The organism is Mesorhizobium sp. 113-1-2, assembly GCF_016756475.1.
GTDB lineage: Bacteria > Pseudomonadota > Alphaproteobacteria > Rhizobiales > Rhizobiaceae > Mesorhizobium > Mesorhizobium loti_C.
Window position 1 is genome coordinate 4285295 of sequence record NZ_AP023242.1, and the last position, 18350, is coordinate 4303644.

The following is an 18350-nucleotide window of genomic DNA, read 5'->3' on the forward strand; positions in this document are numbered from 1 at the left end:
ATCGCATGCGTGGGAAAATTGGCTTACTTCAAGCCGTTGCCGCCCGACAAAAATTGCCTGAAGCAGTCGGACCGGCCGGCAACGAACATGTCGTGCGGAGAGCCTTCCGCCTCGACCGCGCCCTTGTGCAGGAACACGATCTTGCTGGAGACGTCCCTGGCGAAGCCCATTTCGTGGGTAACGACCAGCATCGTCCTGCCTTCCTCTGCGAGCGCGCGCATGACACGCAGCACCTCGCCGACAAGCTCCGGGTCGAGTGCGGAGGTCGGCTCATCGAAAAGCATGACTTTCGGGTGCTGGGCCAGTGCCCGGGCGATCGCCGCCCGCTGCTGCTGGCCGCCGGACAGATGGGCGGGGTAGTGATTGCGCTTCTCGGCAATGCCGACCTTTTCCAGCAACGCTTCAGCCTCCTCCACACAATCGGCGCGCGAACGCTTCTGGACGTGGATTGGGGCCTCGATCAGGTTTTCCAGGATGGTCATATGAGACCAGAGATTAAAGTTCTGAAACACCATGCCGATGCTTGCGCGCACGCGCTGCAACTGGTGTCTGTCGGCCGCCCGCCTCCTGCCGCCCACCTGCTTCAACTGGATGGTCTCGCCGCCGACCTCGATCCGCCCGCTATCGGGCGTCTCCAGCATGTTGATACAGCGCAGCATCGTGGACTTGCCGGAGCCGGAGGAGCCGAGGATGGAAACGACATCGCCTTCCATCGCCTCGAGCGAGATGCCTTTCAGCACCTCCAAGGCGCCGAAACTCTTGCGCAGCGCCGTCAGGCGCACGGCCCGATTGATCTGGTCTGTCATACCGTTCCTCCTTGCCCTGATGTGGCAGCCGGCGGCGGCCTCAGTTCGGCACTCAGCGCGTATTCGACCCACTGAACGAGGCGCGTGACGATGAAATTCATGGACAGATAGATCGCGGCCGCGGCGATCAGGATTTCGATGGCGCGGAAGGATTCGGAAATGAGCTGCGCCGCCAGGCCGGTCACCTCCATCAGCGTGATGATGGAGGCCAGCGCCGTCGATTTGATCATCAGGATGAATTCGTTGCCGTAGCCCGGCAGAGCATGGCGCAAGGCAAGCGGGAAGACGATGCGACGGTGGAGTGTGAAGTTCGACATGCCGCAGGCCCGCGCGGCCTCGATCTGGCCTGATGGAACCGACAGCAATGCACCGCGAACGATCTCGCAGGAATAGGCCGCGGTGTTCAAAGTCAAGGCGATGAGCGCGCACCAATAGGGTTCGCGCAGGAGAGGCCAGAGAAAGCTCGCCCGCACCGCATGGAACTGGCCGAGACCATGATAGATCAGGAAAATCTGCACCAGCAGCGGCGTGGAGCGGAAGATGAAGACGTAGAAGGATGCGGGCCAGGCCAGGAGCCGCAAGCCGGATAACCGCGCCAAAGCGAGCATGACGGCCAGAATGGCGCCCAGCCCGACGGAGGATACTGCGAGCTGCAATGTCAGCGGCACCCCGATCAGCAGTTTCAGCAATGTCTGGTACAGGAACGGAATATCCATCAGGCCCGTCTCGCGCCAAGTGCGAGCCGCTCCTCGGCCTGTCGTAGAAGCCATGTCGAGAACGACGATATGGCCAGATACAGGACAGCGGCGGCGAAGAAGAATGTGAAGGGCTGGCCGGTCGATCCGGCGCCGATCTGCGCCTGCCGCAGGATTTCCACGAGGCCGGTGACCGAGACCAGTGCGGATTCCTTGAGCACCAGCTGCCACACATTGCCGAGACCCGGCAGGGCGTGCCGCAGCACCAGCGGTGCGATGATGCGGCGAAACATCGTCAGGCGGGACATGCCGGCGGCGATCGCCGCTTCGATTTCCCCGGGCGAGACCGCGCGATACGCGCCGCGCATGATCTCGGCCTGATAGGCGCCTGACACCAGCCCGATCGCCAGCGCACCCGCCATGAAGCCCGGCAGGCTGACGAAACCCGAAATGCCGAACAGACCGGCCAGCGGCGTGAGGACCGCGCTTGAACCGAAGTAGAAGAGATAGATGACGAGGATGTCGGGTATGCCGCGAAGCACGGTGGTGTAGGCGTCGGCGATCAATCGCGGAAGAGTGCCGCCCTTGATCTTTGCCCATGCGCAGAAGCTGCCAACCAGGAGGCCGAAGGCGTAGCCGGTCAATGCCACAGCAAGCGTCATCATCGCGGCCTGAAGCAGTGCGGTTCCCCAGCCGGCTTCGCCAAATCCCAGAACAAAATTGGATGCAGTCATTGCGGTGGCTCTTCGCGCAGAGCGCAGCAGCGTGGAGCAGGGGTCATTGGAGGCTCAAATCCCTGAAACAAGCAGCATGAGAGATGTGCAGGGCGCCCCAGCGCGCCGGGTCGCTTGTCCCGCCATGTGCGATAATCGCGGAAAAACCCGGCGCTGCTCGCGCTTGTCCGGTTCAATTCTTCACGGAGATATCGACGCCGAACCATTTTTCCGTCAGCGCCTTGTTGAAACCGTCGGCGTTGACCGCGTGGATCGCGGCGTTGAACCTGTCCTTCAGCGCCGTGTCGCCCTTGCGCAAGGCAACGCTTGTGCCGCTGGCGAGGAGAAAAGTTGGCCCCACGAGTTGTGCCTCAGCCATATCAGGCTTTTTCAGCGCCTCGGCGAGAACCGTGATGTTGGCCATTGTGAGATCTATGCGACCGGCCAGAAGATCGAGATTGGCTTCGTCCTGCGTCTTGTAAGATCTGACCGTGACCGCGTCCTTCAGATACTCGTCGACAAATTTACCCGCCGTCGTCGATCCCTGGATGCCGAGGACTTTTCCCTTCAGTGCTGCGTCGAGCTTTTCGACAATGTCCTTTGATCCGGAAGCCTTGTCGCGAAGATCGAATTTGTCATGCCAGGGCAGGGCCTCAGCCAAACCACTGCCTCTAAGCGCCAGGAAAGCGTTGGGCGCGGTGGAATAGGGATCCGAGAATGCGGCCACTTTCTCCCTCTCGGGCGTTACGCCCATGGAGGCGATGATCGCATCGAATTTTCCGGCGTTCAGCGCCGGCAGCATCCCGTCCCAGTTCTGCGCGACGATCTCGCATTGCGCCTTCATGCGCTTGCACAATTCCTTGGCGAGATCGATCTCATAGCCGGCAAGCGTGCCGTCCGGGAGCGTATAGTTCCACGGCGCATAGGCGCCTTCGGTCGCGATGCGGATGTGGAGCGCGTCCTGCGCAAACGCCTCACCATTTGAGTAAAGGCCAGCCAGCGATACAGCTGCCGCCAGGATGATATTTCTGATCATGCGAAGCTCCCACTCTTGTTTTTGAAACGCCCGCAGCCTCAGCGACGATAGGAAAAACCGATATCCTCACACGGGGCAGACGAGGCATCGATCTTTTCCGCTGTCGGCGAATGCCTATCCAGGACCCAGGACTGACTGGAGCGGGTTATTCGCTCGACTAGAAAGGAATTTTCCGATGCATTCCAATACGAAATAATGCGCGGAATATAGCTTTTTCCTATATGATTTTTCTCACTGGAACCGCTCGGGATGGCCGATGAACTACAAGCAGCTTGAAGCATTCCGGGCCGTCATGGAGGCAGGGACGGTCACCGGCGCGAGCGAGATACTGCATATCGCCCAGCCTTCGGTCAGCGCGCATATCGCAAACCTGGAACATGCGCTGAAAATCCCGCTCTTCATTCGTCGGGCGGGACGCCTGGTTCCGACGGCGGAAGCCATGCTTCTCAACGTAGAGGTCGGGCGGATCGTCAAGGGAATGGCGAGGATACGGCGCCTGGCTGGAGATATCAGGCAACTGGAAGCCGGGCGGTTGATGATCGGCGTCTATCCGGCGCTTGCCAGCATCGTCTTGCCGCGTTTCCTGAAGTCATTTGCCGGGCATCATCCGAAGGCGCGCATGAGCATCTTTCCGGCGGCCTCGCTGCGGATCGCGGAATTGACGGCGAACAAGGAGATCGATCTCGGCCTCATTCAGATGCCGGTGGTGGATCCGGCCATCGCCTGCGATCTGATTTTCCAGACGGAATGCGTGTGCGTGGCGCCGCTCGACCATGCCTTCGCCAATGACAGCCTGATTTTCGCGCCCCAGCTCGAAGGGCAGGAATTCATCGCGCTTGGCCGCGAGGACCGCACGCGGCAGGATATTGAGCGCGCGCTGGATAGTGCCGGCGTTGCCGTCGACCACCGTTTCGAAACACCGTTCGCCGATACGGCATGCGCCCTGGTCGCGCAGGGCCTCGGCGTGTCGATCGTCGACCCGTTCTCGGCGGCGCGATGGGAAGGCAAATTGACGGTACGCCCCTTCAGTCCCGGTCTTCTCTGCGACATCTACATGGTCAGAAACAGAGCCCAGGTTTCGTCCATGCTGCAGCAGGCGTTCGAGCGGGAATTCCGGACCGCGCTCGAGGAGAATTTGAGCGGAGGCACGCGCTTGTTTTAAGGTGTGTTGATATTCAGGTGATGCCGGCCTGCAAACGGCTGATACCTGCGCTTCCGGTGCTCACGTACGAAAAGTACGCTCCGCTCCGGTTCTCGGTATCAACCATTTTCGGCTCGGCCTGACCTGAATCTCAACACACCTTAGCCGGCTTCGCAGTCCTATTTCAGCAGGTCGACCAGGACGTCGAAGGCGGCGTCGATGTCGGCGCGGATGGCTTGGCGGACGGCTTCGGCATCGCGGTTGCGCAGCGCCGCATACATCGCCTGGTGGTGCTCGTTGGCGGTCGAATAGTTTCCGGAATCATGCAGCATGTTGAAATAGGGGCTGATCTGCAGCCACAGATTTTCGATGATGTTGAGGATGTTTTCCGAGCCCGCCGCCCGGTAGATGGAGAAATGGAAGGCGTAGTTGGCGCGCAGATAGGATTTGACGTCGCCCGCCGCATTGGCCTGTTCGAGGGCGGTCAGGTGTTGGCCCAACTGCGCAATGCCCTGGTCGTCGATACGCTCAGCCGCCCATGCGGCGGCGATCGCCTCGATTTCGAAGCGGACATTCCTGAGATCGACGAGGCGCGCGCGGCTGAGTGCGGGAATGCCGATCGAGCGGCCTGAAACGACCATCAAGGCATTGGCCGCGGTAAGCCGCCGCAACGCTTCCCTGACCGGCATCGGGCTGACCCCGAAGGCGTCGGCGAGACTCTGAACCGTCACCATCTCGCCGGGGACGATGCTGCCGTCGAGGATCAGTTCGGTGACATGGCGATAGACCCTGTCCTGCAGGGTCTCCCTGGACAGGGGCACGATCTCGACACCAGGCTTCCTGAACGCCGCTCCGGCCATCTCCCATAAACCTTTCCGCGCAAGGCCGCGTCTCAACCCGGTCTCGGAATGCAGGGTTCCGGCTGTCGCGTCAAGCGTCCGCGCCTGTCGCTTTGCCGTCAAGTTATTTTATCATTGATCTTTGATCAAATGCTGATACGGTCGCCGACATCGAATGACAAGGGCCACGTCTCGTGCCCTTGGGAGGCATTCGGTCGTTCGTATCGGGAGGAATTCACATGGGTATCGGATTGAAAGTCCGGCGGCTCGCGCTGCTGGCCGGCATGGCCGTATGCGCCTTTGGCATGTCGGCCGCCGAGGCAGCCGAAAAGCACAAGATCTTTCTCAGCATGAGCTACATCGGCAATGACTGGCAGGCCGAGGCGGCGAACATGGTCAAGGCCATGGCCGCACACAAGAGCCTTGCCGACAAGGTGGACCTGCAGGTCCAGGTCGCCGGGCCCAACGCACAACGCCAGATCCAACAGATCAACGCCATGGTGCAAAGCGGCGCCGAGGCGATCGTCGTCTATCCGATCTCGCCGACCGCGCTCAACCAGGTCGTGAAGAACGCCTGCGACAAGGGGGTGAAGGTCTTTGCCTACGACGCCGAGATCACCGAACCTTGCGCCTACAACGTCCATATCGACCAGCTGGAAGCAGGCAGGGTGACCGCCGAATGGCTGGTGAAAAAGCTCAACGGCAAGGGCAACATCATCGCCATCACCGGTGTTCCCGGAACATCCGTCGACGACCAGCGCACAAAGGCCGCCAAGGAAGTCTTTGCCAAGTATCCCGACATCAAGATCGTCGGCGAGGCCGTCGGCATGTGGAGCCAGGCGGTCGCCCGCACCGAACTCTCCAAGATCCTCGCCACGCGCAGCTGGGGCGATATTAACGGGCTGTGGATGCAGGTCGGCTGCTTCACCGCAAACTCCATGCAGCTCGAGGCCGGCAAGAAGGCCAGCGAACTCCTGCCTTGCGCGGGCGAGGGCTCCAATGGCGGCCGCATCCAGATGCTGCCGGAGGGTACCGACGTCGAGGGTTCGGCTCCGCCCTACGCACCGGCGGGCGCGCAACGCATCTCCTATGCCTCGCCGCCTTATTCCGGTGCGCTGGCGCTGAAACTTGCCGTCGAGGCGATCGAGGGCAAGGATGTGCCGAAGACCACGATCCTGCCGCTGCCGCTCGTCACCAATGAGACGATCAAGCTGTGCGATGAAGGCACCTGGGCGGAGATGAAGGCCGGCTGCAACGTCTTCAAGCCGTCGCTGGTCTCCAACCCCGGCTGGTTCGCCTCGATCTTTTCGGACCAGACGCCCGAGATCGGGCTCAACGCCGCCCTCGTCGGACAGCCGGAGAACTGAGCCTCCCCCTGCAAATCGCGACGATGCACGGACCTTGCCCGTGCATCGTCGATCCGCGCTAGTGCGTGGCGTCCCAAAGTGCGCAGCCTGCGATCGAGGATATGACAGAACATTCCGCGCTTTCCGCCATCGAGATTGACGGCATCAGCAAAGCGTTCGGCGCGACCGTGGCGCTGGACGGCGTGTCGTTCCGCATCGCCCCCGGCAGTGTCCACGCGCTGCTGGGTGAGAATGGCGCCGGCAAGTCGACGCTGGTGAAACTTCTGTCGGGACTGGTGCGGCCGAGCGCCGGTCATATCAGGGTTTTCGGCAAGGAGATCGGCTACGGCGCGCCGCGCGCGGCGCATGCGCTCGGCGTGCAGACGGCTTTCCAGGAAATGACCCTGGTGCGCGATCTCTCCGTCCTCGACAATATGCTGCTACCCTACGCGCCCGTTGGCATCTCGGGGCTGATCAGGCGCAGTGCCGCGCGCAAGGCTGTCCGCCGCCACATCGACGAACTCGGCTTTTCCGTCGATCTCGATGCCGAGGTCGGCGAACTCGAGCTTTCGGTGCGCCAGAAGATCGAGATTGCGCGTGCCCTCTACCGTAAGCCGCGCATTCTTTTGCTCGACGAGCCGACCTCGACGCTTGCCGGTCGCGACGTCGACTGGCTGGGCGACATCATCGCCAGGCTGAAGGCGGCGGGCACCACCATCGTCTTCATCACCCATCGCATGCGCGAGGTTCGCGCCTTTTGCGACACGCTGACGATCCTGAGGAACGGCCGGCATATCGTAACCGCGCCGGTCGCAGATGTTTCCGATGCGGACGTCATCGAAAAGATCATCGGCCGCTCCATCGAGCAGACCTTCCCGCCCAAACCCGACGGCGCCCAGGCTTTCGGCCCGCCGGTTCTTGGCGTGCGCGACCTCAAGGTCGGGCGCAAGCTCGACGGCGCGCGCTTCGACCTGCGCCGGGGCGAGATCCTCGGCATTGCCGGACTGCAGGGCATGGGCCAGCAAGACCTGTTCCTGGCCTGCTTCGGCATGGCCGAAATCACCCGCGGCGACGTGCTTGTCGATGGTCGCAAGGTCTGGCTCGGCTCGCCGGCGGATGCGCTGCGGCCCAACATGGCCATCGGCCTGGTGCCGGAAGACCGCAAATCCGAAGGCCTGTTCCTGAAACTCTCGGGCAGCCAGAACGCCACGCTGCCCGTGGTGTCGCGTTTCACGCGCTTCGGCCTTGTCAACGCGCAGGCCGAGACTCGTTCCGTCGAGGAAGCATTCGCCACCGTCGAGGTCGACCGCCGCGCGCTGTGGACGCGGGCCGGGGCGTTTTCCGGCGGCAACCAGCAGAAGATCGCCATCGCAAAATGGCTGGTGGCGCAGAGCCGCATCCTGCTTCTGTTCGATCCCACACGCGGCATCGATGTCGGCACCAAGCATGAGCTCTATGTGATGATGCGAAACTACGTCGCCGCCGGCGGCTCGATCCTGCTGCACTCGACGGAGATTCCCGAACTCGTCCACCAATGCGACCGGGTCCTGGTTCTCTATGACGGGCGCATCGCGGCCGAGCTCGAAGGTGACGCCATCACCGAACCCGCCATCATGCGGCCGGCGCTCGGCCATGCCGGGGAAGAAGCCGCATGAGCAGCGCTGCAGTTTCATCCCCTGTTTTGGCAGGTTTCGGCCTGCGCCGCGCGCTGATGCGCCATCGCGGCGCGCTGATCGCCGCCATCGTTCTTGCGATCCTGCTTTTCATCGTCGACTGGATCAGTGCCGGGCCGCTGACCTATTTCGACGTGTCGTTCCTGTCGAGCGGCGGCGCGACCTCGGCGCTGGCGGCAATCGGCCAGACCATCGTCATCTTGTCGGGCGGCTTCGACCTGTCCGCCGGCGCGGTGATCTCGCTGGTCAATGTCGTGCTGGCATCGAGCATGGACCCGATGGCGCCAGGCGCGAGCATCCTTTTGTGGACGGCCGTCGGCATCGGCGTCGGCATGGCGGTGGGCGCCTTCAACGGCTTCTTCATCGCGGTGCTGCGCATGCAGCCCATCGTGGTGACGCTCTCCACCATGTTCATCCTGCAAGGCGTCACGTTGCTGGTGATGGACAAGCCCGGCGGCTTCGTGTCGCCCGATCTCGGCACATTCTATCTGGGCGATGCGATCACCGGCTGGCTGCCCATGCCGCTGGTGGTGATCGGCGTCGTCCTGCTCGCCTGGTTCTGGCTGAAGGGAACCCGTTTCGGCACCGCACTCTATGCCGTCGGCAGCGACCCGGATTCGGCCGCTGCCGTCGGCGTCAATGTCGTGCTGGTGCGCTTTGCCGTCTATGTCATGGCCGGCGGCTGCTACGGCCTTGCCGGCGTGTTCATCAGCGCGCAGACCGGCAGTGCCGACCCGCTGGTCGGCAATCCGCTGCTGCTTTCGATGTTCGCGGCTGTCGTCGTCGGCGGCACGCGGCTTGGCGGCGGGCAGGGCGGTCCGGTCGGCACCGTCTTCGGCGCCTATATCCTGATGATGGTGGTGAACATGCTGCTGGTGCTCAACGTATCGGCTTACTATTCGACCATCGCGGAAGGCACCATCCTGGTGCTGGCGGCCCTTGCCGGATCCTTGTCCCACGCATCGGTGCTGGCCGTGCAACTGCGCGCGGCGCGCGCCCGGCTCGCTGCCTGGCGTGCTGGCATATTGCCTTCGCAGCTCGAGCCGATCGACCGGCGGCTCAAGATTACTGGGCCGTCGCAAGGCCCGCGCGGTCCGGCATCGCCGCGCCCGGCTTTCCGCCTCCGCAACGCCGAGACGCTGCGCTATGCGCTGCCCGCCTATGTCTGCCTGCTCATCATCGTGGTCGTCACCCAGATCTGGCTCGGTCGCGCCGTCCTCAATCCGGGTTACTGGAACTCGCTGCTGGTCTTGTCGTCCTTCCTCGCCGTCCTGGCGCTGGGGCAGGGAACGGTCATTCTGACCGGTGGCCTCGATCTTTCCGTGCCGTGGACGATCGGCATTTCCGGCATCATCCTGGCCGGCATGGTCAATGGCTCCGACGCCGCACTCCTCTATGCCCTCCCGGTCGTGCTGGTGATGGCCTGCGCCATCGGTTTCGCCAATGGCTTCGGCATCGCCTATCTCGGCATCTCGCCGATCGTCATGACGCTGGCCACCAACGGCATCCTGCAGGGCTTCGCGCTTGTCTATTCGCAGGGAACGCCGGCCGGTTTCTCCTCGCCGATGCTGCGCTGGTTCATGACGGCCAAGCTCGGCTTTGTCACCCCGATCGTGCTGTTGATGATCGTCTTCGTGGCCGTTGCGGTGCTGCTGCTCGGGCGCACGCCGTTCGGACGCCGGGTCTACGGCATCGGCAACGGGCTGCGCGCGGCGCGCCTGTCCGGCATCGGCGTCGAGCGCACGCTGATCCTGGTCTACATGCTGTCGGCCGTTTGTGCGGCGATCGTCGGCATCATGCTGACCGGCTTTTCCGGCCAGGCTAGCCTTGGCATGGGCGACGATTATCTCTTGCCGTCGATCGCGGTGGTGGTGGTCGGCGGCGCGCTGATCACCGGTGGGCGCGGCCACTATCTCGGCATGCTCGGCGGCGTGCTGCTTTTGACGGCGCTGCAGATGCTGCTGGCCGGCACCACGCTTCCCTACGCCACAAGGGCAATTCTTTACGGGTTGGTCGTTCTCGGTGCCGTCATGGCGCTGCGCGAACGGCGGCTGCAATGAAAAGGACAGGACGATGAGCGCAAAGGCACCCGCAACGGCGGACGAATTTCTGGCCGGGCTGAAAGGACAGCGTGTGCTGGTGACGGCGGGCGCTGGCGGCATCGGCTTCGCCATCGCCGAAACGCTGTCGCGGCTCGGCGCCCGCATCGTCGTCTGCGACATCTCCGACGAGGCGCTGGCCGCCGCTCCCGGCAAGATCGACCTGGTCGCGGCGGTCAAGGCCGATGTCTCGCGCGACGAGGATGTCGACCGGCTGTTCGAGACGGTCCAGGAAAAACTCGGCGGGCTCGATGCGCTGATCAACAATGCCGGAATTGCCGGACCGACCGGCGGTGTCGACGAGATCGAACCGGACGACTGGCGGCGCTGCATCGACATCTGCCTGACGGGCCAGTTCCTCTGTGCCCGGCGCGCCGTGCCGCTGATCAAGGCGGCAGGCGGCGGCTCGATCGTGTCGATGTCATCGGCGGCCGGCCGCCATGGCTACGCGTTCCGCACGCCCTATTCGGCGGCCAAGTTCGGCGTCATCGGTTTCACGCAGAGCCTCGCCAAGGAGCTTGGACCGCACGGCATCAGGGTCAATGCCATCTTGCCCGGCATCATCGAGGGGCCACGTATCGAGGGCGTCATCGCGGCACGCGCCAAGCAAATCGGCATCAGCCATGAGGAGATGACCGGGCGCTATCTGCAGAACATTTCGCTGCGCCGCATGACCAGCCCTTATGACGTGGCCTCGATGGTGGCGTTTCTGCTGTCCGACGCGGGCATCAACATTTCGGGCCAGTCGCTCGGCGTCGACGGCAACGTCGAAACACTCTGAGGAACAATCCATGGCCAATGTCGCGATTGTCGGAAGCGGGTTCATCGGGCGGGCCTGGGCGATCAGCTTCGCCCGCGCCGGCCATGCTGTGCGCATGTGGGACCAGTCGCCGGCTGCGACGGATGGCGCCCGCGACTACATAGAAGGCGTGCTCGGCGATCTCGGCGCGAACGATCTGCTGCGCGGGCAATCCGTCGACGCTGTGCTGGGTCGCATCGCAGTCGTCGGCGAACTGGCGGAGGCGCTGGCCGATGCCGCCCATGTGCAGGAAAACACACCTGAAAACCTCGATGTGAAGCGGGAAGTATTCTCCCTGATCGACAGGCTTGCCGGTCCGCAAACGGTGATCGCCAGTTCCACCTCGGCGCTGTTGCCGTCGAAATTCACCAACCATCTAGAAGGGCGGCATCGCTGCCTGGTCGTGCATCCGATCAACCCGCCGTACCTCATTCCGGCGGCGGAGGTGGTGCCGGCGCCGTGGACCTCCGCCGAGACGCTGGAAAGGACGCGCGCCTTCCTCATCGATGCCGGCCACGCACCGCTGGTGATGAAGCGCGAGCTCGACGGCTTCATCATGAACCGCTTGCAGGGCGCCTTGCTGGAGGAGGCTTTCCGGCTTGTCGCGGATGGCTATGCCAGCGTCGAGGATATCGACATCGGCATCCGCGACGGGTTGGCGCTGCGCTGGTCGTTCATGGGACCGTTCGAGACCATCGACCTCAACGCACCCGGCGGCGTGCGCGATTATGTCGATCGCTACCAGGGCATCTATTCCAACATTTTTCCGCAGATGCTGCGCCGGGTCGACTGGGCGGGCGAGGTCATGGCAACCGTCGAGGCCGAACGCAGCAAGCGCTTGCCAAGGGAGAGCCTGGGTGAGCGGCAGGTCTGGCGGGATCGCCGGCTGATGGCGCTGGCGGCGCACAAGAAGAAATCGGATCAGGAGTTCGGACAATGAAAGAAACCAGCCGCAAATCAGGCGCATCGGCGGTCAAGGGTAAGGTCATCATCACCTGCGCGGTGACAGGCGCGATCCATACGCCGACCATGTCGCCCTATCTGCCGATTACGCCCGATCAGATCGCCTCGGAGGCGATCGCGGCGGCGGAGGCCGGTGCCGCGATCCTGCATCTGCACGCACGAGACCCGGAAACCGGCAAGCCCGACCAGACGCCGGAGGCCTTTGCCCGCTTCCTGCCGCGCGTCAAGCAAGGCACCAATGCCGCCATCAACATCACCACGGGCGGCAGCCCCTACATGAAGGTCGAGGAGCGCGTGCGCCCGGCCGCCCAGTTCAAGCCGGAAGTGGCCTCGCTCAACATGGGCTCGATCAATTTCGGCCTCTATCACCTCGCCGACAAATACGAGACCTTCAAGTTCGACTGGGAAAAGCCGCATCTGGAGGCGACGCGCGACCTCGTTTTCCGCAACTCATTCAAGGACATCGAGTACATACTGGCGACCTGCTACGACAATGGCACGCGCTTTGAGTTCGAGTGCTACGACATTGCGCACCTCTACAACCTTGCCCATTTCGCCGATCGCGGGCTGGTGAGGCCGCCGTTCTTCGTGCAGTCGGTGTTCGGCCTGCTCGGCGGCATCGGCACCCATCCGGAAGACGTCGCCCATATGAAGCGCACCGCCGACCGGCTGTTCGGCGACCAGTTCCGCTGGTCGGTGCTCGGCGCCGGCGCCAGCCAGCTGCGCATCGCGGCGCAATCGGCAGCGCTCGGCGGCAATATCCGGGTCGGGCTGGAGGACAGCCTGTGGGCCGGCAAGGGCAAACTCGCCAAGTCCAACGCCGAGCAGGTCCTGCTGGCGCGCAAGATCATCGAGGGGCTTGGCATGGAAGTGGCGACGCCGGACGAGGCGCGCGAGATCCTGTCCCTGAAAGGTGGCGACAAGGTCGCCTTCTGACGCGGCCAAATCGCCGCACACCAATACACAGGAGGATGGCATGAAGATCGAAGTCGTGGTGGACGTGAAGACGACGCTGGGCGAGGGCCCGCTGTGGGACGTCGAACAGGAGCGGCTTTACTGGATCGACAGTTTCGACGGGCGCGTGTTCCGCGCCACCGCTGACGGGCGCGAGATCCGCTCCTGGGACGTGCCGATGAAGATCGGCTCGATGGCGCTGCGCAGGGATGGCAGCGGCGCGGTCGTCTCGCTGCAGCGCGGCTTCCATCTGCTCGATTTCGCCTCTGGCGATGTGACCTTTATCCACGATCCGGAGCCGGACAGGCCGATGAACCGTCTCAATGACGGCAAGGTCGATCGGCGCGGCCGCTTCTTCGCCGGCTCGATGGACACGATGGAGGAGGGGCCTTCCGGCGGGCTCTACCGGCTCGATCCGGATTTCTCCGTCACCAGGATCGATTCCGGCATCATCTGCTCCAACGGCCCGTGCTGGAGCCCCGACGACCGCACCTTCTACTTCGCCGACACCTGGACCGGCGAGATCTGGGCCTATGATTACGACATCGCCACGGGGGCTGCCACCAACCGCCGCACCTTCGTGCGCGTCGACACGAGCAAGGGCGGTGCGGCCGATGGCTCGACTGTCGATGCCGAGGGATACCTGTGGAATGCGCTGGTCTATGACGGACGCCTGGTGCGCTATGCGCCGGACGGTACCGTCGATCGCATCATCGACATGCCGGTGAAGAAGATCACCAGCGTGATGTTCGGCGGGCCGAAGCTCGACACGCTCTACGTCACCTCGATGGCCAAGCCGCCGCTGCCGCGCTTTCCCGGTGACGGTGTTCTGCGCGGCAGCCTGTTCGCCATCACTGGCCTCGGCGTGACCGGTGTTCCGGAGCCGCGATTTGGCGGGTGAGGGCTAGAGCGTTTCACCATTTCACAGAAACGGTGAAACGCTCTAACTCTTTGTTTTGACGCAATTCCGGACGGAAAACCGTTTCACACTTTTCCTGGAATTGCTCTAGCGACACCATTTCTCGACCGCAATCGCGATCGCCTTTGTGCAATCGACGAGATCACGCACCGAGACCCGTTCGTTCGGCTGATGCGCCTGCGCCGGGTCGCCGGGGCCGAAATTGACGGTCGGCGTGTTGCCAAGCCCGGTCGGCAGGCCGATGTCGCTGTGCGCGCCGAAACCGCTGAGGATCGGCGACAGATTGGCTTCCTCGACCGCCTGCTGAAAGACGCCGACGAACGGATTGTCCGACGGGATCTCGGCGCAATCGGCGTCGAGGATCCATTCGACGCGGGCTGGATGTTTCCGCAGATAGGGGTCCGCCTGGCAGACGTTGGCGATGTGCTCTTCGATTTCGCGTTTGACGTTGCCGCCCAGCCTGAACTCGTCATGTTCACTCGGCAGGTATTGCGCGTCGATGATGATCTCGCCGCGTCCGGCCATGGAGGAGGGGTGTTCGCCGGCATTGATCTGGGTGACGATGATCTGATTGGGCAGGTCCATCAGCGGATGGTTCTTCTTGGGATCGAACATCCAGCGCCGGTTGAGAATGTCGATGCCGTCGAGGATTTGCCGGCAAAGCTGGACGGCATCGACCGGGCCGCTCGAATACCAGGCGTTCGGCGTCAACTCCGCATGGCCGCCTATGCCGTCGATGATGATCTTGCCCCACAATATGCCGTGGCAGAGCGGTGCGATCTTGTTTGCCGTCGGTTCGGTCATGATGCCGGCGTCGGCGTGAAAGCCGCGATCGACCATGGCAAGCGAGCCCATGCCGCCGATCTCCTCGTCGACGACAGTGGTGAAGACGATGTCGCCGGACAGGGGAATGTCGAGCTCCCTGAGGATTTCGACGGCCATGAGCATACAGGCGACGCCGCCTTTCATGTCGACCGTGCCGCGGCCGTGCAGGAATCCATCCTTGAGGACGGGCTGGAACGGGTCGGTCGTCCAATGGCTGGCGGCGCCGGGTGGGACGACGTCGATATGGCCGGTGAGCATGATGGAGCGTCCGCCGCCCGTACCCTTCAGGACGCCGCCGAGATTGGGCCGGCCGTCAAAAGTCCTGCCCTTGTTGGCGCCGGCGCGTCCCTTGTATTTTTCATAGAGCGCCGGACCGTCCGGATCCCAGAGATCGGTGGTGAAGCCGAGCGCTTCGATGCGTTTTTGCAGATAGAGCTGGCAGTCACGCTCGCCTGGCCCGGCCTCCTTCGGATTGGATTTCACGATGGAGGGGAAGGCGACGAGATCGCTCAACGTTGCGACGATGCGGTCGGCGGCGGCCTCGACGCGTGCGGCGATGATCTCTTCTTTGGATGGCATCATGATCTCCAACGTTGGGAAAGTCGGTCGGCGAGAAGGACGAAAACCAGAAGGGCGCCGACAATCCCCACCTGCCAAACCGTGTTGATGTTCAATTGCAGAAGGCCGGTCTTGAGCGTGACCAGCAGCAGGACGGCCGCGAACACGCCGCCGACGCCACCGCGACCACCGGTGATGACGATGCCTCCGAGCATGGCGGCGGTCAGCGATTCGAGTTCGAGGTTCTGGCCAATATTGGGCCTGCCGCTGCCGAGCCAGGCCAGCGAAACCAGACCGGCGGCACCAGCGAGCGCGCCGCTCAAGCAATAGAGAATGAAGCGCACGCGATCGACCGGAATGCCGACCAGTTTGGCCGAGCGTTCATTGAAGCCCATGGCATAGATCCAGCGCCCCCAGGCCGTCGAGATCAGCACCAGGCCGGCCAGGACGAAGCACGGGATGGCGAGCGTGAGGAAAGGCATGGGAATGCCCATGACGACGCCACGCCCCCACAGGAGCAGCCATGACGGTACGCCTGCCTGTGCCGCGCCGCCGGTGACGGCAAGTGCCGCGCCGGAATAGACGAAGAATGTGCCGAGCGTCGCAATGAAGGGGAGAAGCGCCAGCCCGTTGACCAGCCATCCGTTCAACGCACCGAGCAGCGCCCCGGCCAGGATGCAGACGGCCGGCAGCAGGACAGGTGGCAGGCCCAGCTTGATGCAAAGCATGGCAAGGATGGCCGAGAGCGAGACCGCGCCGCCGACCGACAGGTCTATTCCGGCGCCGCCAGCCAGGATGACCAGCGCCTGGCCGAGGCCGACCAGCGCCAGGATGGTCGAGAACTGAAGGATGGTGGTGACGGTGCCGAGATTGAAGACCGAAGGCCTAAGCGCCAGCAGGCCGACGATCACGACCAGCCAGAGCGCACACAGCAATGCCAAGGTGAGGGCTGGGCCCTGCAGATTGCGGAGCGTTTTCATGCGCGGGCCCGCTGTATCAGGCCAAGCGGCAGCCGGTTGGAGACAGCCTCAAAGCCGAGCACGCCGATGATGAGAACGCCGGTGACGACGGGCTGCCAGAGCGAGGGGACGCCGATCAGCAGCAATCCGTTCTGGAGGATTCTCAGAAGCAGCACGCCGAGCACGGTGCCGATCAGGCTGCATTTGCCGCCCAATATGCTGGTGCCGCCGAGAATGACCGCGGCAATGGCATCGAGCGCCAGCGTGCTGCCGATCGTCATTTCGACATTGCGGTAGGTGGCGACATAGAAAGTGGCGGCAATGCCGGTCAGAAGGCCGCTGATGAGGAAGGTCATGAAGCGGGTCTTGATGACCGGGATGCCCGACAGCCGCGCCTTTTCCTCCGAATTGCCGATCGCCAGCAGATGCAGCCCATAGGGCGTTCGCCGCAACGCCAGCCAGACGATGAGATAGGCCATGGCGATCACCAGGGCAGGAACCGGGACACCAAGTATGGTGGTTGCAAGAACATCGGTGAGGCTCGAGGGCAGGCCGGAAAGCCATTGCCCGCCGAGCAGGACGAAGACGGCGGTGCGGTAGACGCCGAGCAGGCCGAGCGTTCCGACGATGGCCGGAACGCGGCCCAGCACGACGACGGTTGCCGTCACGCATCCCAGCAAGGCCCCGACCAGCGGGCCGACAATGATCGCCAGCACCGGATTGCCGTCGGCACCGAGCGCGCGGCCGATGGCGATGGCCGCGAGCCCCATGACGATGCCGATCGACACATCGATGCCGCCCATGGCCAGAAGCAAGGTCATGCCAAGGCCGATCAGCAGCAGTTCGACGCTGTTGCGCAGCACCGTCGCCACGTTGCCCGAGGTGGCGTAGTGGGGCGATGCGACAGAAAAGATGAGGATCGCCAGCAAACAGGCGACAAGCAGAGACCACTCTCGTCCGTTCATGGAGAAGACACCGTTTGCAGACTGTCGCACCGCGGTCATGTCCGGCTCAGAAGTTGAACTTGTCGACATTGTCCTTGGTGAAGACAGCCGGCGGTCCAAGCAGCAGGATGCCCTTGGCGGCATCATAGGTGACAGGCTTTTCCAGGCCGGCGATCTTGTTCTCGGCCTCGAAGGCCTTGCCGTCGATCAGTTGTTTGCCGGCCCACACCGTGAGATAGCCGAGCTGCTCGGGATCCCACAGCACGGTGAAGCCGAAAGCGCCGCTCTTCAGGTAGGAGCGCGCCGTGTTCGGGCTGCAATAGCCGGCGCCGATGACCGAGCCGATCTTGCCGGCGGTCTCGATGGCCTGGGCGACACCCGGGCAAGTCGAGGAAGCGACGGCGATGATGGCCTTGATGTCGGGATTGGCGGCCATGATATCGCCTGATATCTGCGCGGCGCGCTCCGCCGTGCCGCCGGCGAATTGCGGCGCCAGCAGCTTCAGCTTCGGATATTTGGCGGTGGCTTGCTTCTGCATGAAGCCGATCCAGGCGTTGAGGTTGGACGCGGTCGCCTCGCCGGAGACGATGCCGATCGTCGCGTCCTCGCCGACGCGCTTGACGAGTTCGTCGATGATCGTCGTGCCAAGGCCTTCGTCGGTCGCCTGCGCCACATAGACCGCGCGGCCGCTGTCGGGCGCATCGCTGTCGCTGGTGAACAGTTTGATGCCCTTCGCCTTGGCGGCCTCGACGACGGGGGCGATGCTGGAGGCATCAAGCACGCTGACCGAGACCGCCTCGACGCCCTGGTCGATCAGGTTCTGGACGATCTGCAGCTGGTCGACCGGATTGGTGTCGACCGGGCCGGAATAGATGAAGTCGACGCCGAGATCCTTGGCGGCACGATTGCCGCCGGCTTCCATGGCGTTGAAATAGGGGATGCCGATCAGCTGCGGGACAAAGGCGACCTTGTGCTTGTCGGCGGCATGGGCGGCCGTTGCGACAATAAGGGAGAGCGCGGAGGCGGCGAGCACTTTCTTGAACTGTGAAAGCATTTTGGTTTGATCCTCTCTGGAAATGAC

17 protein-coding genes are annotated in these 18350 nt (G+C 63.4%); 8 read left to right on the forward strand and 9 right to left on the reverse strand.

Annotation, left to right across the window (positions count from 1 at the left end):
• Window positions 1–23 precede the first annotated feature (23 nt).
• The 4 genes from JN279_RS20795 to JN279_RS20810 form a co-directional block, all read right to left on the reverse strand.
• Window positions 24–806: an ABC transporter ATP-binding protein gene (locus JN279_RS20795; protein ID WP_202350127.1), complete on the reverse strand. Its 783-nt coding sequence runs from the start codon at window positions 804–806 to the stop codon at window positions 24–26.
• The gene (locus tag JN279_RS20800) at window positions 803–1522 is read right to left on the reverse strand and encodes an ABC transporter permease (RefSeq protein ID WP_202350128.1); all 720 of its coding nucleotides are present in this window, start codon (window positions 1520–1522) and stop codon (window positions 803–805) included. The genes JN279_RS20795 and JN279_RS20800 overlap by 4 nt, the downstream gene beginning before the upstream one ends.
• Window positions 1522–2235, reverse strand: a complete 714-nt coding sequence (locus JN279_RS20805) for an ABC transporter permease (protein WP_096446706.1) — start codon at window positions 2233–2235, stop codon at window positions 1522–1524. The genes JN279_RS20800 and JN279_RS20805 overlap by 1 nt, the downstream gene beginning before the upstream one ends.
• A 172-nt stretch (window positions 2236–2407) precedes the next feature.
• Window positions 2408–3250 (reverse strand): transporter substrate-binding domain-containing protein, encoded by an 843-nt coding sequence (locus JN279_RS20810; RefSeq protein WP_202350129.1) that lies wholly within the window; start codon window positions 3248–3250, stop codon window positions 2408–2410.
• Window positions 3251–3506: 256 nt separating this feature from the next.
• On the opposite strand from JN279_RS20810, the gene JN279_RS20815 reads away from it, so the two are divergent.
• Window positions 3507–4412 (forward strand): LysR substrate-binding domain-containing protein, encoded by a 906-nt coding sequence (locus tag JN279_RS20815; RefSeq protein ID WP_202350130.1) that lies wholly within the window; start codon window positions 3507–3509, stop codon window positions 4410–4412.
• Between the two features lie 158 nt (window positions 4413–4570).
• Here JN279_RS20815 and JN279_RS20820 read toward each other — a convergent pair whose 3' ends face one another.
• Window positions 4571–5251: a GntR family transcriptional regulator gene (locus JN279_RS20820; RefSeq protein WP_096446700.1), complete on the reverse strand. Its 681-nt coding sequence runs from the start codon at window positions 5249–5251 to the stop codon at window positions 4571–4573.
• A 218-nt stretch (window positions 5252–5469) separates the two neighbouring features.
• On the opposite strand from JN279_RS20820, the gene JN279_RS20825 reads away from it, so the two are divergent.
• The 7 genes from JN279_RS20825 (at window position 5470) to JN279_RS20855 (ending at window position 13965) form a co-directional block, all read left to right on the forward strand.
• Window positions 5470–6597 (forward strand): sugar ABC transporter substrate-binding protein, encoded by a 1128-nt coding sequence (locus JN279_RS20825; protein ID WP_096446698.1) that lies wholly within the window; start codon window positions 5470–5472, stop codon window positions 6595–6597.
• Window positions 6598–6698: 101 nt separating this feature from the next.
• Window positions 6699–8231, forward strand: coding sequence for a sugar ABC transporter ATP-binding protein (locus JN279_RS20830; protein WP_096446696.1), 1533 nt, complete (start codon window positions 6699–6701; stop codon window positions 8229–8231).
• The gene (locus JN279_RS20835; protein ID WP_096446694.1) at window positions 8228–10309 is read left to right on the forward strand and encodes an ABC transporter permease; all 2082 of its coding nucleotides are present in this window, start codon (window positions 8228–8230) and stop codon (window positions 10307–10309) included. The genes JN279_RS20830 and JN279_RS20835 overlap by 4 nt, the downstream gene beginning before the upstream one ends.
• 13 nt (window positions 10310–10322) lie before the next feature.
• The gene (locus JN279_RS20840; RefSeq protein ID WP_096446692.1) at window positions 10323–11129 is read left to right on the forward strand and encodes an SDR family oxidoreductase; all 807 of its coding nucleotides are present in this window, start codon (window positions 10323–10325) and stop codon (window positions 11127–11129) included.
• A gap of 10 nt (window positions 11130–11139) precedes the next feature.
• Window positions 11140–12087 carry a 3-hydroxyacyl-CoA dehydrogenase gene (locus tag JN279_RS20845; RefSeq protein WP_096446690.1) on the forward strand — a complete coding sequence of 316 codons (948 nt, stop codon included), beginning with the start codon at window positions 11140–11142 and terminating at the stop codon, window positions 12085–12087.
• A complete protein-coding gene (locus tag JN279_RS20850; RefSeq protein WP_096446688.1) occupies window positions 12084–13046 on the forward strand; it encodes a 3-keto-5-aminohexanoate cleavage protein in 963 nt (320 codons plus the stop codon). Before JN279_RS20845 ends, JN279_RS20850 begins: the two co-directional genes overlap by 4 nt.
• Window positions 13047–13086: 40 nt before the next feature.
• Window positions 13087–13965, forward strand: a complete 879-nt coding sequence (locus JN279_RS20855; RefSeq protein ID WP_096446686.1) for an SMP-30/gluconolactonase/LRE family protein — start codon at window positions 13087–13089, stop codon at window positions 13963–13965.
• A gap of 105 nt (window positions 13966–14070) precedes the next feature.
• Here JN279_RS20855 and JN279_RS20860 read toward each other — a convergent pair whose 3' ends face one another.
• The 4 genes from JN279_RS20860 to JN279_RS20875 are packed head-to-tail and all read right to left on the reverse strand — an operon-like array spanning window position 14071 to window position 18323.
• The gene (locus tag JN279_RS20860; protein ID WP_096446684.1) at window positions 14071–15387 is read right to left on the reverse strand and encodes a M20 family metallopeptidase; all 1317 of its coding nucleotides are present in this window, start codon (window positions 15385–15387) and stop codon (window positions 14071–14073) included.
• Complete coding sequence (locus tag JN279_RS20865) at window positions 15387–16346, reverse strand: ABC transporter permease (protein ID WP_096446682.1); 960 nt, start codon at window positions 16344–16346, stop codon at window positions 15387–15389. The genes JN279_RS20860 and JN279_RS20865 overlap by 1 nt, the downstream gene beginning before the upstream one ends.
• Window positions 16343–17329 carry an ABC transporter permease gene (locus JN279_RS20870; RefSeq protein ID WP_096446680.1) on the reverse strand — a complete coding sequence of 329 codons (987 nt, stop codon included), beginning with the start codon at window positions 17327–17329 and terminating at the stop codon, window positions 16343–16345. The genes JN279_RS20865 and JN279_RS20870 overlap by 4 nt, the downstream gene beginning before the upstream one ends.
• Window positions 17330–17336: 7 nt before the next feature.
• Window positions 17337–18323, reverse strand: coding sequence for an autoinducer 2 ABC transporter substrate-binding protein (locus JN279_RS20875; RefSeq protein ID WP_096446678.1), 987 nt, complete (start codon window positions 18321–18323; stop codon window positions 17337–17339).
• Window positions 18324–18350: the final 27 nt, after the last annotated feature.

Coding starts and splice junctions, on each gene's coding strand:
- JN279_RS20795 (WP_202350127.1), bottom strand. CDS start 806: ATGACAGACCAGATCAATCGGGCCGTGCGCCTGACGGCGCTGCGCAAG.
- JN279_RS20800 (WP_202350128.1), bottom strand. CDS start 1,522: ATGGATATTCCGTTCCTGTACCAGACATTGCTGAAACTGCTGATCGGG.
- JN279_RS20805 (WP_096446706.1), bottom strand. CDS start 2,235: ATGACTGCATCCAATTTTGTTCTGGGATTTGGCGAAGCCGGCTGGGGA.
- JN279_RS20810 (WP_202350129.1), bottom strand. CDS start 3,250: ATGATCAGAAATATCATCCTGGCGGCAGCTGTATCGCTGGCTGGCCTT.
- JN279_RS20815 (WP_202350130.1), top strand. CDS start 3,507: ATGAACTACAAGCAGCTTGAAGCATTCCGGGCCGTCATGGAGGCAGGG.
- JN279_RS20820 (WP_096446700.1), bottom strand. CDS start 5,251: ATGGCCGGAGCGGCGTTCAGGAAGCCTGGTGTCGAGATCGTGCCCCTG.
- JN279_RS20825 (WP_096446698.1), top strand. CDS start 5,470: ATGGGTATCGGATTGAAAGTCCGGCGGCTCGCGCTGCTGGCCGGCATG.
- JN279_RS20830 (WP_096446696.1), top strand. CDS start 6,699: ATGACAGAACATTCCGCGCTTTCCGCCATCGAGATTGACGGCATCAGC.
- JN279_RS20835 (WP_096446694.1), top strand. CDS start 8,228: ATGAGCAGCGCTGCAGTTTCATCCCCTGTTTTGGCAGGTTTCGGCCTG.
- JN279_RS20840 (WP_096446692.1), top strand. CDS start 10,323: ATGAGCGCAAAGGCACCCGCAACGGCGGACGAATTTCTGGCCGGGCTG.
- JN279_RS20845 (WP_096446690.1), top strand. CDS start 11,140: ATGGCCAATGTCGCGATTGTCGGAAGCGGGTTCATCGGGCGGGCCTGG.
- JN279_RS20850 (WP_096446688.1), top strand. CDS start 12,084: ATGAAAGAAACCAGCCGCAAATCAGGCGCATCGGCGGTCAAGGGTAAG.
- JN279_RS20855 (WP_096446686.1), top strand. CDS start 13,087: ATGAAGATCGAAGTCGTGGTGGACGTGAAGACGACGCTGGGCGAGGGC.
- JN279_RS20860 (WP_096446684.1), bottom strand. CDS start 15,387: ATGCCATCCAAAGAAGAGATCATCGCCGCACGCGTCGAGGCCGCCGCC.
- JN279_RS20865 (WP_096446682.1), bottom strand. CDS start 16,346: ATGAAAACGCTCCGCAATCTGCAGGGCCCAGCCCTCACCTTGGCATTG.
- JN279_RS20870 (WP_096446680.1), bottom strand. CDS start 17,329: ATGACCGCGGTGCGACAGTCTGCAAACGGTGTCTTCTCCATGAACGGA.
- JN279_RS20875 (WP_096446678.1), bottom strand. CDS start 18,323: ATGCTTTCACAGTTCAAGAAAGTGCTCGCCGCCTCCGCGCTCTCCCTT.